12 protein-coding genes, 1 tRNA gene and 1 pseudogene are annotated in these 14,328 nt (G+C 34.8%); 8 read left to right on the forward strand and 6 right to left on the reverse strand.

The features are described 5' to 3' along the window. Positions 1 to 120: 120 nt before the first annotated feature. The 6 genes from AAGD89_RS01790 (at position 121) to map (ending at position 8,364) form a co-directional block, all read left to right on the forward strand. Positions 121 to 255 (forward strand): hypothetical protein, encoded by a 135-nt coding sequence (locus AAGD89_RS01790; protein WP_341808590.1) that lies wholly within the window; start codon positions 121 to 123, stop codon positions 253 to 255. Positions 256 to 453: 198 nt separating this feature from the next. Then, positions 454 to 879, forward strand: coding sequence for an ankyrin repeat domain-containing protein (locus AAGD89_RS01795; protein WP_341808892.1), 426 nt, complete (start codon positions 454 to 456; stop codon positions 877 to 879). After that, positions 867 to 3,548 (forward strand): ankyrin repeat domain-containing protein, encoded by a 2,682-nt coding sequence (locus AAGD89_RS01800; RefSeq protein ID WP_341808893.1) that lies wholly within the window; start codon positions 867 to 869, stop codon positions 3,546 to 3,548. Before AAGD89_RS01795 ends, AAGD89_RS01800 begins: the two co-directional genes overlap by 13 nt. Positions 3,549 to 4,082: 534 nt before the next feature. Beyond that, the gene (gene ltrA, locus AAGD89_RS01805) at positions 4,083 to 5,333 is read left to right on the forward strand and encodes a group II intron reverse transcriptase/maturase (RefSeq protein WP_341807935.1); all 1,251 of its coding nucleotides are present in this window, start codon (positions 4,083 to 4,085) and stop codon (positions 5,331 to 5,333) included. A gap of 26 nt (positions 5,334 to 5,359) precedes the next feature. After that, positions 5,360 to 7,408 carry a hypothetical protein gene (locus tag AAGD89_RS01810; RefSeq protein ID WP_341808591.1) on the forward strand — a complete coding sequence of 683 codons (2,049 nt, stop codon included), beginning with the start codon at positions 5,360 to 5,362 and terminating at the stop codon, positions 7,406 to 7,408. 173 nt (positions 7,409 to 7,581) lie between these two features. Further along, positions 7,582 to 8,364, forward strand: a complete 783-nt coding sequence (gene map / locus AAGD89_RS01815) for a type I methionyl aminopeptidase (RefSeq protein WP_341808592.1) — start codon at positions 7,582 to 7,584, stop codon at positions 8,362 to 8,364. Positions 8,365 to 8,534: 170 nt separating this feature from the next. Here map and AAGD89_RS01820 read toward each other — a convergent pair. The 5 genes and pseudogenes from AAGD89_RS01820 to AAGD89_RS01840 all read right to left on the reverse strand — a co-directional run. Then, positions 8,535 to 8,732: pseudogene (locus AAGD89_RS01820) on the reverse strand (transposase family protein); the annotation flags it as partial. A 75-nt stretch (positions 8,733 to 8,807) separates the two neighbouring features. Beyond that, complete coding sequence (dapA, locus tag AAGD89_RS01825; RefSeq protein ID WP_341808593.1) at positions 8,808 to 9,677, reverse strand: 4-hydroxy-tetrahydrodipicolinate synthase; 870 nt, start codon at positions 9,675 to 9,677, stop codon at positions 8,808 to 8,810. An 84-nt stretch (positions 9,678 to 9,761) separates the two neighbouring features. Continuing rightward, a complete protein-coding gene (gene ssb / locus AAGD89_RS01830; RefSeq protein WP_341808594.1) occupies positions 9,762 to 10,244 on the reverse strand; it encodes a single-stranded DNA-binding protein in 483 nt (160 codons plus the stop codon). Between the two features lie 77 nt (positions 10,245 to 10,321). After that, a tRNA-Arg gene (locus tag AAGD89_RS01835) sits at positions 10,322 to 10,395 on the reverse strand. 155 nt (positions 10,396 to 10,550) lie between these two features. Then, positions 10,551 to 11,093, reverse strand: a complete 543-nt coding sequence (locus AAGD89_RS01840; RefSeq protein ID WP_341808595.1) for a GNAT family N-acetyltransferase — start codon at positions 11,091 to 11,093, stop codon at positions 10,551 to 10,553. Positions 11,094 to 11,257: 164 nt separating this feature from the next. Here AAGD89_RS01840 and AAGD89_RS01845 point away from each other — a divergent pair, with 164 nt between their 5' ends. Next, positions 11,258 to 11,851 carry a hypothetical protein gene (locus tag AAGD89_RS01845; protein WP_341808596.1) on the forward strand — a complete coding sequence of 198 codons (594 nt, stop codon included), beginning with the start codon at positions 11,258 to 11,260 and terminating at the stop codon, positions 11,849 to 11,851. A gap of 65 nt (positions 11,852 to 11,916) precedes the next feature. On the opposite strand, the gene AAGD89_RS01850 is transcribed toward AAGD89_RS01845, so the two are convergent. Beyond that, positions 11,917 to 13,833 (reverse strand): ATP-dependent helicase, encoded by a 1,917-nt coding sequence (locus AAGD89_RS01850; RefSeq protein WP_341808597.1) that lies wholly within the window; start codon positions 13,831 to 13,833, stop codon positions 11,917 to 11,919. A gap of 170 nt (positions 13,834 to 14,003) precedes the next feature. Between AAGD89_RS01850 and AAGD89_RS01855 the strand changes: the two genes are divergently transcribed. Then, the gene (locus AAGD89_RS01855; protein ID WP_341808598.1) at positions 14,004 to 14,327 is read left to right on the forward strand and encodes a hypothetical protein; all 324 of its coding nucleotides are present in this window, start codon (positions 14,004 to 14,006) and stop codon (positions 14,325 to 14,327) included. The last annotated feature ends 1 nt before the right edge of the window (position 14,328 follow it).

Raw genomic sequence — 14,328 nt, forward strand, 5'->3', positions numbered from 1 at the left:
TGTAATTTATACTTGACATATTGAAATTAGTACACAATTTTTATTGAAAGTATGGTTAATGAAAATTTGATAAGTATATAGCCATAATCTATATGTGTGATATTAAAAGTAGAGGGACAAATGGTCGAGACTACAACAAATAACCGTTCTGCAGTATCAGCTGCTAAAAATCCGGGATTAACAGGTTATAAAAACATAGAATCTAGTTCTAAAGAACCAGGCTTATCAGGTTTGCTAGAATTGACAGAAAAGTAGAAGGAAATACGTGAAAAGCTACTGAGTATTCTGGATGAGCTAAAGGAATCCTTCCAAACCTATGGATCTGATTTTTTTGAAAATAAATTTGAAAGAGAAGAGCCAAATAATATTGAGTACCTGGAGAATTTTTTAGATGCTGAAGATAGTGAAGATCTTAAGTCTGTCCTTAATTTTCAGAGAGAAGATGGAACGACAATATTACACGATGCTGCAGATTTTCATCATGAGATGACAAAATTGCTTTTAAATGCAGGAGCTGATCCTAATATACAAGATAATAAAGAAAGAACTCCATTACATCACGCTGCTCAGTTTGATTGCGTTGAAAGTATTGAAATGCTTTTAAATGCAGGAGCTGACCAAAATATAAAAGACAAAGAAGGGAAAATTCCTCTACATTATGCTACTGAATTCAAGTGCTTTGGAAGTATTGAAACGCTTTTAAATGCAGGAGCGAATCCCGATATGAAAGGTAATGACAGCAAGACTCCATTGCAAATGGCAGCTGATTGCCATTATCTTATTGCTGTTGGCGCCTTTTTAGATAATAAGCAGCAGAAATTACCTGACGAGCTGAAAGAATTAGATAAAAGGTTGATAATGGTAAAATTGCAGCTTTAAAGAAGTTTTTAGACTACCATAAAAAAGAGAACAGTGAAGATCTGAAGATTGTACTTAATCTTCCAAGGGGGAAGTTTGGATCAACGATATTACACAATACTCAAAGCCTTTTCTACACTGAGACGTTAAGTTTACTTTTAGGTGCTGGTGCTGATCTGAATGTACAAGATATAGAGGGAAAAACTCCTTTACATATTGCTGCGCAATACGGTTATCAAGAAAGTGCGAAGTTGTTACTAAAGGAAGGAGCTGATCCTAACGCTAAAGATATGGACGGTAATACACCGTTTCGTCTTACAATCATGGACGAATCCTTGGATATTGTACAATTCTTTTTAGAAAATAATGAAACAGACATTAACCTCGTACACGAAAGAACCGGAGAATCGCCTATTTTTGATGCTGTTGAAAGCAAAGGAAATAGTACAAATATCTTAGACTTAATAATAAAAAGTGGAAAAAAAATTGATTTTAACATAAGCAATGAAAATGGAGTGACTATATTACACAGAGCTGCTTTTATCGGACAAAGGAGTATGATTCAATTACTTCTTGAACAAGGAGCAAACGTTAGTGCTGTAGATAGTGAAGGTAATAATCCTTTACATTATATTATTTACAATAATCACAAATTCTATGGTGCTGACAATAAAGATGAAGAACGCGAGTTTGATTATGATAATGGTGAAAACATTATTGCCATGATTAGCTCTTTTGTTAGCTGTCACGTAAAAGATCTTGCTGAGCTTATTTATGAAAAAATGGTAGAGTATTACCAAGAAACAGATGAGGAAGCTCGCACTCAACTTCTATACGAAGTATACAATCTTGAACTGGAGCGCGAAGTTAAGGCAAAAAAATATGTAAATACCAAAAATCAAAATGGTAATACACCTTTATTTTTTGCTATTGAAAGCGGAAATCACGATGTAATAAACACCCTGCTGGAAAAGGGAGCGGGAATCATTGTTACAGATGAAAAAGGAGCAAAAGTTGTAGTAACAGATAAAAATGGTTATACACCGTTTCACTATGCTATTAAAAATAAAGATCCTGAAATATTAAAGTTGCTTGTTTCTTCTACAATTGATTCAGAAGTAACACAAGAAAAAATTGAAGGTGCGCTAAATGTACCTTCACATATGCAATGCTTCTCAAACTTACTTTGGTATTCGATATCAAAGTCTATTAAGGATAAGATATTGCATCCTATTCTTCTTCACCATAGCCTGGGTATCAAAGATATAGACGAACAGATAGAGGCTGTGATTCCAGATATTATAAGACAAGATAAGGAATCTTATAATTCTGTAAAAGGTGAATTATCAAGAATTATAACGTCAGCAGTTAAAGAAACTCATGCAAGATTTAGTGTTCGTGATAAAGAAGGAAATACACTTTTGCATCACGCAGTAAAATGGGGTTGTGGTGAAGAAATTTTAGATTTTCTCGTAAGCAGTGGCATGGATGTTAATGCGAAAAATAAACATGGCGTAGCACCAATCCATATTGCAGCTAAATATGGAAAGGTCAGTCAAATGGAGTTTTTCATTAGAAACGAAGCTGATTTAAATGTTCAGTGCGGTAATTTCACAAAAGCAGATACTGAAATTTTAGAAAATAATTTTATTACCATGCACGATGGTAATATGGATGCAAGTAGCGTTGTAAGTCCGAAAAATGATACTAGTTATAAAGGCGCACCCCCTACATTTATTGCTGCTGATAATCTTAATGCAGACGCAATACATATGTTTATATCAGAAGAGGCAAATTTCAATATTCCAAATAAAATAGGAGCAACTCCTCTGCATGTTGTTACTGCAAGAATCCTCAATAAAGATTATGAAGAACAAAAGAGAGAAGAAATCTATGAAATGTTTGAAAGATTGATTCTCTCTTCTACTAATGATCCTTTACGGTATAAAAAATTTATAGAAGTTCTTGATGGAGATAAGCAAGAAAAAGAGAAGCTAAACGAGATCCTTAATGCAGTTGACCGTAATGGGGATGGTAATACAGAATGCACTGCTCCGGTAGAAAAAAGTGCTCCTTTGCCTGGTAAAAATTTTTACCATGAAGTAGGTTCACATGTAAAAGAAGTTCCAGATCTTTATCTTGACAATGCTTATAATAAAGTAAATGGACTAACTCGCAGTGATTACGTAGTGGATAAATGGGATCTTCAAGGTGATCATGAAGGGTTGCGATATCAAGAAGAAGTAACAGCAGAAGAAATTAAATCTGAATGGGCTAAAGAGTTAAAAATTGAAGAGTCTTGGTGGGGAGAAGAAGGTGATATTCCAGAAAACTGTGGTACATCTGCGTGGTCTAATGCTAAGCAAAAATATCCAGGACCAGTAACCAAAAGCTCTATAGATTTCGGATACAGCGAATATGATGAATATGGGTGGGGAATAGAAAGTAGTGACAAAATTAAAAGTGATGTGCAAAAAGCAGCGCCAACTACTGATATTAATAGTAAAGAACCGAGTACTATACTTTCGGACTCTTCTACACAAGAAGTAAATGTAGAAGAAAGAAGCCATCTTGGACGGGCTAAGCTTATAAAGCATGAAGAATTAAAGTTGAATAAATTTTTAGATCTAGTATCAAAAGCTCAGAATATGGTTGAACTGAATAAAATCGTTGATCAAGGTGTGCCATAGAGACACAAAGAATGTTCTGAAAAGAGCAAACTAAGTGCAAAAGCTACGCAATAGATGAGGGTGGGCCCCTCGAAGCCGGTTTACAAGAGCAGGCTTCAAACAACCATAAGCTGCTTTGGTAAAGAGCCAAGGTAGTGAGCATTATGGAAAAGGCGTAATTATGCGTCATGTATGGAATAGAAAGATGAACGAAAGTGAACCACTGATGAAGTGTCGAAAACAATTAGGTGGCGTCAAAACCAGGGGGTCTTGATTAACCTGGGATAAGTCTATCAGGAACTTGTTTACTGGGTAGATGGCGTCCGGCATAGAGGTGGCATGAATCTATTTCAGGCTATTGTGTGGAACTACGGGAACCTGTCGTTTCGATGATAAGGGAGAAATCCAAGGAGCTAAACTCCAAGGGTGAGAGTACCGATACGGAAAACAGGGGCGGATCAGCTCGTAGTAGTGAAGAAGTTTCTGTAATGGGAATGGAGCGAAGGGGCTGAGTTATTCAGTTTTAGTTATTTGTCAACCGAAAGGGAGGAGTAAATGAATAAAACAAAGTCTTTTGATATACCGAAGCAACTTATTAGGAGAGCTTATAAACAAGTGTCCAAAAACAAGGGTGCTGCTGGTGTAGATGAGGTTTCGATAACAAAGTTTGAGGAAGATCTAAAAGATAATCTCTATAAACTATGGAATCGGATGTCATCTGGAAGTTATTTTCCAGAGCCTGTAAAAGCTGTAGCAATACCAAAAGGTACGGGAGGGGGACAAAGAATTTTATGTGTTCCTTCAGTATCGGACAGGATAGCGCAGACAGCAGCTACAATGTATCTAGAACCGTTAGTAGAACCGAAGTTTCATGAAGATTCATATGGTTATAGACCAAACAAATCTGCACTGGATGCGGTAGGAACTGCGAGGAAAAGATGCTGGTGGTACGATTGGACGATAGATCTTGATATAGCAGGATTTTTCGACAATTTGGACCACGAGTTGGCATTGCAAGCTATCAAAAGGCACACAGACTGCAAATGGGTCATACTGTATGTTGAAAGATGGATAAAAGCTCCAATTCAGCAAGCAGATGGCGGTAAGGTAGTTAGGGAAAAAGGAGTTCCGCAAGGAGGTTCAACAAGCCCGCTGATCTCAAACATATTTATGCATCATGTATTTGATGAGTGGATGAGACGAAAGTGCCCAACAATAGCATTTGAGAGGTATGTAGATGATGCGATAGTGCACTGCAAGAGTAGTAGGCAGGCAGAATTTATGAGGGTAGCAATAGAAGAAAGATTGGCTGAGTATAAGCTAAAATTACATCCTGAAAAGACACAAATTGTGTACTGCAAGGATGACAATAGGAAAAGTGAATTTCCTAAACAAAGTTTTGATTTTCTGGGTTATACATTTAGACCCAGGTTAGCAAGAAATAAAATAGGAAAGCATTTTGTTTCATTTCTTCCTGCGATTAGCAACAAGGCCAAGAAAAATATTACTACAACCATAAGGTCATGGAAAATACTACGAAATACACACAAAACATCAGAGGAAATATCAAAGATAGTAAATCCAATAGTCAGAGGCTGGTATCAGTACTATGGCAGGTTTTACAGGAAAGAGATATACAAACCTCTGAGAAACATAGAGCGGCACCTAGAAAAGTGGGTCAGAAGAAAGTATAAGAAGCTTCGAAATCATGGAAGACTAGCAAGGCAACTTCTAGGAAAAATGAGGAAAGAAGAGCCAAATACTTTTTACCACTGGACACTTGGTTTAGGGCAAAAGACTGAATAATGGGAGCTGTGTGAGTCGCGAGGTTCATGCACAGTTCTGCGAGAGACTGGTGGGGAAGTTCCACCGGTCTACTCTCCCATTCTATAGTAATTGGCAATTCTGCCTCAGTAGGTTTATCGTTATTTGGATTCAAAAGCATTTGGCACAATAAATTTGACCTTGACCAATTTTTTTGCACTCAAGAGCAAGTTGATATATTGAACAGTATTGATCTTACTTGGCTAAAATTCCTCTTAGATAAAAAAGTTATAGGTAGTAATAGCAGGTTTAGTAATGTTCTACTATCAGAAAAAGAAATAATTAATGGCCTTAATAATGTGAATTTTGACTTATTCAGTGCTCTAGTTGACAGTATTATTAATCAGTGTCACTCAAAGGAGTATGAGCAATTACGTGATTATCGCGGTGGTAATTTAGTAAACAGCAGTTCATTCTATGAATTTCTTGCTTTCTTTCAGACTAAAGAAAATGTTGAGAAATTTAATAGGATTAGCCTTGATTCGCTTGATGCTTTGATGAGCTATGCAACTATTCCTAAAGGCACTAGATCTTATTATTTAAAGAAAACAATAGACAAAAAAGAAGATCCGTGCGAAAGAGAGTCATCTATATTTTGGTCTGAATTTCAGGACACTCTTTGTATGATAAAAGGCTTTTTTAATGGCTTAACTAAAGAAGAGATTGAAAACTTAAATAAGTTGAGTAGTGCTAATCCTGCTTTGTTAAAGTTGTTTCACGACAAAGGAATTATAGGGAAAGCATTTCTTAGCATTTTTAAAAATGAAACAAGATTTGATAACCTTAACAGTATTGATGTAGATTTGATTAGCACTTTAATTGACAGCGTTATTGATAAACTTAACTTAAGAGAGGCTGAGAAATTAGCCAATGAAAACCTAAATTATGGCTATAATCCAGTATTGAGTAACTTAAGTGAAGTTTTCACTATTTTTGACATCAAAGAAAACACTAAAAAGTTTAATAGCATGAATCACGAGCTAATTAATGTCTTGGTTAATGTTGCTACAAGCAAAGCTGTAACAATGCGAAACTTCTGGGGTTCTCACGAAGATGAACAGGAAGATAAGTATTATAGAACTTGTAGTGATTTACGACACACAGTTGATTTGATATGTAAGCTTTTTCCTCGTATTACTCAAGATACTATTAATACATTAAACCTTAACTTAGATCTACTTAAGACTTTGATTAATAAAAGTATAGTGGAAGATATACAAGATATATTGCGTTGCTTTAAAAATAGAGAGCAAGTTGAGATGCTATGTAATCTTGACCTAGATTTAGTTAAAACTTTACTTGATAAGCAGATAATACGATATAATTCCATAGTTGAAACTAACGCCATATTTGTAGTGTATAATGGTACACGGGGAAGAGAAAGCATATATAGAGTAGATCGAGAAAGTGATAGATTATATACAATTCTTTCTCTTAAAACCATAAAAGTTCTTGTTGATAAAGAAATCATAAAAAGTCGTGATGATATTGAATCACTTTATATAACTATATCTGATATTCAAAAGGAAGTTAATGACCTTGATATTATTGGCTGTGGTTTACTTAAAATATTAGTTAATAAGAGGTTTATACAAAATATTAAAGATATAGGCGAGTTATTAAAAAAAGAAAATCTTATAACAAATATACAAAACAACCCTTCCCAAACAATATTAAATATGGATAGCTTAGTAGAAGTATTAGGTACTGACGGCATAAAGGAACTTATAAGTCATCCTAAGTACACAGAACATTCAGGATGTCTTGTAAGAAATTGCCAATTAGCTCTAGCATTGTTGAGCAAAGGGATCATCGAAAACATTACAATTGATTATTTATTTGATAGTGAGAAAATAAAAAATGATTTAAAAAATAATGAATTTATTAAAAATGTTGAATTGACTGATGCAAGTGATAATGTAACTTCAAGTATGGACGAAATAATCGATGGTATGTTTATAGAAAGTCAAAATGATACTACAAATGATCCAATGCCAAAATTAAAGGATCTTTCACTAAAAGCATTGATCAGCACGATGCCTTCTGCAAGAAGATAGAGAGACTTAAAGCAAAGAGTAATGCCAACTTTTGGGTGGCAACGTGAATATTTTAATGCTATCCTTAAGTTTATTACTGAGCAGTCCTTGACACTGGAATTTAATAAATTTATTCATATTATAGATGATAAACTAAAATTCCTTATTTTTCTTGGAAATTAGAGACTTGAAATATGAGCATAACTATACACTCACAAGAAGATTTTGAATTTATGCGCAAAGCTGGCAGACTTGCTGCCGAGACGCTTGATTTCATTGCGCCACATGTAAAGGTAGGAACAACGACTAATGAATTAAATGATTTATGTCATAATTTTATTATAAAAGCAGGTGCAATTCCAGCACCTCTCAACTATAAGGGATATCCCAAGTCAATTTGTACTTCAAAGAATGCTGTTGTATGCCACGGCATTCCTGATGATATACCACTTAAAGATGGAGATATTTTAAATATCGATGTCACAGTGATTTTAAATGGCTGGTATGGTGACACAAGTCGTATGTTTTGGGCTGGTAAACCATCAATAAAGGCAAAACGCTTATGCGATGCCACTTATCATGCGTTAATGGAAGCAATCAAACAAGTAAAACCTGGCAATAAATTAAATGAAATAGGGCTTGCTATAGAAAAATACATTAGTGACTTTGGATATTCTATTGTGCGTAATTATTGTGGGCATGGTATAGGACAGGTCTTTCATGCTCCGCCAAATGTAGTGCACTTTTATGACGAAGATGAAAATTTAACCATGGAAGAGGGAATGTTTTTTACAATAGAGCCAATGATCAATGCTGGAAGAAATGAGACTCTGCTCAGCAAACTTGATGGCTGGACGGTAACAACGCGTGACCTTTCACTTTCTGCTCAATTTGAACACACAATTGGTGTTACAAAAGATGGCGTTGAGATATTCACATTATCACCTAAGAATTGGCATTTTCCACCCTATGATTAAATTTCTTTATTAGATTTAATCCTCACAATGAGGTCTGTTTATTGATAAAAAAGTTAGTCAAACCAGAGGCAAGTAGAAAATTTTTTAAAATTACCATCATAAAAAAGTAGACCTGCTGCGAATCAAAGGATGAAAATTTAGAATATTAGATAACCCAAAAGTAAGGTAAGTTAAAACCCGTGCCGCAAATTCATAATTCCGGCAATAGTATTAAATCTCATGTTGTATTTTTTCTGAAAATTGCGGTAAACATTTGACATTATTTTGAAGATTTTTATCTCGCGTATCTTATTTTCCACTCGCATCCTGAACGATGCCAACTTTCGATTATGCTCCTTTTGCTCCTCCGTTAGTGATTTTTTACCGCTGCCCTGAACGGATACAAAGTTTACATGCTCTCCCAGGGGTATTGTCTCTGATATCAAACAAATTATCTAACTAATCTAACTATCTTCTTTTTTACAGTTTGAAATTATTTGACTTGCTTCTTTCAGTCCATCAAGAGAAAGCAAGTCTTGTGTGCTGAGTGGTAGCCGGACAGTATTATGCTCTATAAACCCGATATCATGCAGTAGTGCTTTAACAGGTATTGGATTGCTGGCAGTAAATAGAGCCTTAAAAGCTTTGAGCCAAACATTTGTTTCCCAACTTTCACCGCTTAGACATTTTTTAGCATATTTATGCACTTCATGTGGCCAAAGATTAGATGCAACAGAAACCAAACCAGAAGCTCCCATGGCAGACATAGCCGGCATCATGCTATCATCTCCGCAAAATACCTCAATATTTGAAGCAATTTTTTTATATTCAATTAGAGTATCTATAGTGCCACTTGAATCTTTAATAGCCCAAAACTTATCATGGTTGGATAAGTTACGTACAGTTTCAGAGTGGAGGTTTACTCCTGCTCTTGACGGAATATTGTAAAGCATAGCTGGTAAATGTGATTTTTCAAGTAGCTTTTCAAACCATAAAGTCTGTCCAATAATACCAGGTTTTGTATAAATAGGTGTCGTCATCAGATAGCCATGAATTGGCATATCTTTGCAAAAATCAAGCCATTCCAGGGTCTGATACAGATTAACTCCTGGTACACCAACTATAATTTTTGTATTTAACTTTAACTTACATACAAATTCAACTAATGAACGTTTTTCAGACTCAATAAGCGATAAACCTTCACCTGTGCTGCCAAGTAGTACTACACCATTGCTAGCTTCAGCTTGCATTATCAGCAAATGCTTCAAACTTTTATAATCTATGCTATCTCCGTTATGACTAAAAGGAGTAACACAAGCAGTCCATAAAAACACTGTTTATCTCATATAAAAACAGGCCCGCGTAAAATTGTAATTTTTCATGCTTTTGGAAAGTTTACAATGAGATTAATTAAATTATTAAAACGGTATTTCATCATCAATTAGTTCATCTTTTATATCATCGTTGAAACTATCATGTTTACCTTTGTGCTCTGGCTCATTTTGTTTGTATTCGTTTGGTTTATAATCAGAGTTTGGTATACTGCTACGTGAATCAAGCAGAGTAAGGACACTATTAAAGTTTTGTAGTAAAACTTCCGTTGTATATTTTTCATTACCATTTTGATCAGTCCATTTTCTAGTTCTTAGTGATCCTTCAATATAAACCTTACTGCCCTTGCATGCAAAATCTTTTACAATTTTTACTAGCCCTTCACTAAAAACTACAATATTATGCCACTCTGTTTTTTCAGATCGTGTCCCAGAAAATTTATCAGTCCAGCTTTCAGACGTTGCTATTGAAAAATTAGCCATTTCCTTTCCATTTTGTGTAGTTCTAATCTCAGGATCTTTTCCTAAATTTCCAATTAGTATGACTTTGTTTATAGTACCACCAGACATGATTATGCTCTAAAATAGACAATTAAATATGTTTAATTATCTTGTATAAAATTATTTTTGTCAAATTGAATTAAAAGTGCGCTTGGAGGGATTCGAACCCGCGGCCTTTGCCTCCGGAGGGCAACGCTCTATCCAGCTGAGCTACAAGCGCATATCTTTTGTTATTTTATAGATAAACTGCCCAAGTCAAACTTTTGTTTTAGATAAAGTTATTTATACGTTAAAACCAAGTTAATATTTATGTTATAATAACCAACTACAGTTACTAGTCAGCCAAATAAGGCACAGTGCATTTTTTCTGAATCTTTACCAATGACCACTCTTGACCATCATGGTTAAATCCTTAACTTTCTTGATTTTTTTAAATCCAACTTTTTCGTAAACGCAAATTGCAGAAACATTTGCTGTTTCAGAATCAACAAATACGCCTGCAAAACTTTTAAAGACAAATTCATTTAAAAACGTATTCAAAGCTTTTGTAGCAACACCCCGACCTACGTAATCCAGCTCCCCAATATACCAATCTATAGCAGCGCAGCCTTTTGGAACCCACGAAGTATCATAGCCTTGTTCAGGTGGAAAATCGTGCTTGTCATAACATTGAATATAACCAATATCAACTCCATCAACATTGATAATAAAAGCATATATTGGTTTTATTATCTCTTGTGTTGTGAGTACCAAACGCTTATATCTCTCAACGTAAGTACTATATTTTTTCTCAATTAACTCTGGTGTCCATTTTATTTCTTTATCCCACCACTTTTTGACATGAGGCGTTTCTAACCATTTTAATAACAGTGGGAAATGCTCTTTGCCTAATCTTTTAAATGTGATAATTTCACTCATAGCTAAACTCAATACAGTACATCAACAGTATATGCACATTGTGTTACTTTAAATATAAAAAACTGATATTTTTCAATAAAAATTATGGAAATGATATGAATGCTTGACGCTTAATTAATATTAAGTTAATATATTAGTATTATGTTTAAGTGTAGGTAAAAAAAATGTTTTCAAATCTTTTTGGCAGGGGTTCTAATAGCCAGGCTGTTATTGAAAGTGATGTTGGAGTTAATCCTGTAGAATCTGGAGAATTTACGCAAAGTACTGTTTCTTATGTTCTGAAGCCATTACTTTATACTACAAAATGTGGAACTAAGGTACTATCTACAACAACAGTAGTTGTATCGTATGCCTTAAGCGGAACTTCATATGTTGTAGCTGGTGCATCTTATATTCCTCATGGCTCATCAAGAGTGCTTGAAAAGTGTAAAGGAAAAGATGAAAATACAGTAGGATATACAATTACCACTGCTTCTCAGCATGTACTAAATTTTACATCAGGTGTGATATACGCTGTATCATATGTACCATATGGTGCTGCGGTGGTTTTAAAAGGAGTATCTGATGTCACAGGTTCAGTAGATTCATATCTATCCACTGAGAAAATAGAGCAGATTTGCACTAAATCAGACTTACTTGTAGACAACTTATCTAGTATGTTAAAAGGGATAGAAACAGAGGATTCTCCGCAAACCCTAGTAACAGCCATGCAAACTGATTCTGTGCAGTCAGATAGATCAGCTCGCCGACACGGTTAACAGCAGTTTCTTTTTTAACTAAACACAAATAAATGCCATACGTCCAAAAGATCCATGGAATTTATTTAACAATAAGCAACACTGCTCTTAATAACCTGAACATTTTCTCTTGGCAATTCTTTAATAAATCGAGAAGTGCGCATCGGTTGCCACTGATTGTTAATTTCTCTTCTATCTGCGCATGAAATGATCAGCTTTTCTTTTGCTCTGGTTATGCCAACATATGCAAGTCTTCTTTCTTCTTCTAAAGCTTTACCAGTTTTGTCCTCAAAAGATCTTTGGTGAGGAAATAATCCTTCCTCCCAACCAGGTAGAAATACACATGGAAATTCAAGCCCTTTTGCTGCATGAAGAGTCATAACATATACGGTGTCGTCACTATTCATGTTGTCCACTTCCATCACCAAGCTTATATGTTCTAAGAAAGTTGTCGCGTTATCGAAATTTTTTAAGGATGAGATGAGCTCTTTCACATTCTCTATTCGCGCTACACCTGTTACCCCCTCACTTTCAAGCATTTCAATATATCCTGATTGATTTGCTATGGTTCCAACAAACTCAGAAAGTGTTTTTGTGTTTATTATTCCTCCCCAGGTCTCAATTTTATTTAAAAAATCATTTAGTGAGAACTTAATTCTTTCTGTTACTTGATTACTCTCAACTAGAATTTTTGCTGCTTCAAAAAAAGAAATTCTGCTATCCTGAGCAGCTACATATATCTTTCTTAGAGTTGTGGCTCCGATGCTTCTTTTTGGTCGATTTACAATTCTTTCAAAAGCAAGATCATCATTATTATTTGTAATAAGTCTTAAATATGCAATTAAATCCCTAACTTCCTGACGTTCATAGAATTTCATACCGCTTATAATTTTATAAGGAATTGAATATTTTATAAAATACTCCTCCAAAACTCTAGTTTGAAAAGTAGCCCTTACCAGTACTGCAATGTCGCTGAATCTAAATTGATTAAGCTTTAATATTTGTTCACTTATAAATCTTGCTTCAGCTTTTCCGTCCCATAATTTTATTAGATTTACCTTTTCTCCTTCGATGTTTGTCGTCCACAATTCTTTTTCTAAACGAGTTTTATTATGATTGATGACATATGATGCAGTTGCAAGTATGTGAGACGTTGACCTATAATTGCATTCTAATTTGAAGGTTTTTGCGTTTTTAAAATCATCCGAGAATTTTAAAATGTTTTCAATTTCTGCGCCACGCCAGCTGTATATTGACTGGTCATCATCTCCCACACAACAAATATTCGAGTGTTCTTTTGCCAGATATTTTAGCCAAAGATATTGTATTGCATTTGTATCTTGGTATTCATCTACCATGATATACTTAAACTTATTTTGGTAGTAAGACAGAATCTCAGTGTTTTTATTGAAGAGCTGTATATTATACAGCAGCAAATCGCCAAAATCGACAGAGTTTAAAAATTGTAACCTCTCTTGATATTGATGATAAACTTTTAACGCAGTTACATATACTGACCTGAACGACTGCACATCTTCCACCTCAGATGGCATCCAACATTTCTCTTTCCATTTCTGAATTATATTCATAATGACACTATGCTTTTCTGACAACTTATCAGGGGTTATTTCATTAACAATATTTTTGATTACTTGCAATTGATCATCCACGCCAATAATTGTGAAATTGGAATTTAATCCCACAACTTCAGCATGCTGGCGCAAAATCTTTGCTGCAATTGCGTGGAAAGTGCCAAGCCATGGTATATTCGTGTTTGTCAGCTCCAAGACCCTGGACACCATTTCATTTGCTGCTTTGTTTGTAAATGTTACTGCTAATATTTCGTCAGAAAAAGCATAGTTATTTTTAATTATATGCGCGATTCTCGAAGTGATCGTCCTGGTTTTCCCCGTCCCTGCACCTGCCAATATCAAAACCGGTCCATCTACCCTAGTTACAGCTGATTGCTGCTCAGGATTCAGTAGCGCAAGATAATCATTCATTACAGCCCTATAGATTATAGTTGCAATAAGTTAACCCTACTACTTGCGCTATGTAAAGTTTTTGTTGCTTACTTCCAGTTTGTTTCAAGCAGTGGGCGCCTGGATTGACAAATGTTAAGATTTTAGGTAATATTAAAATATATGCTAATAATGCTAAATAGGTAATAGATATGTTTGCTAATTCTAATGGTCAAGAAGAGCTGTCAGCACTAGGAAAAGACAAATTACAGCTTACAGATAATGATAAATCTGAATATGATTGGTATAGCTGGATCGATCACTTAATATCCCTGGAATATCACAAGGCTATAGAGGAGTTAAAAGCAGATATCAGTGAATTAGAAGCAGATATTAGTGAATTAAAAGTAGTGATCAGTAAATTAAAAAATTTTGTACAACGTCGGTGCCAAGAAAAGTTAAAAGGTGATATGGAAATAGACCTCAAGCTTGTGAAATGTCTTTATCAGCATTTTATAACCCTGAAGAAATTATAAC

Origin of the sequence: Wolbachia endosymbiont (group E) of Neria commutata (assembly GCF_964026735.1) — a bacterium.
Taxonomy (GTDB): domain Bacteria; phylum Pseudomonadota; class Alphaproteobacteria; order Rickettsiales; family Anaplasmataceae; genus Wolbachia.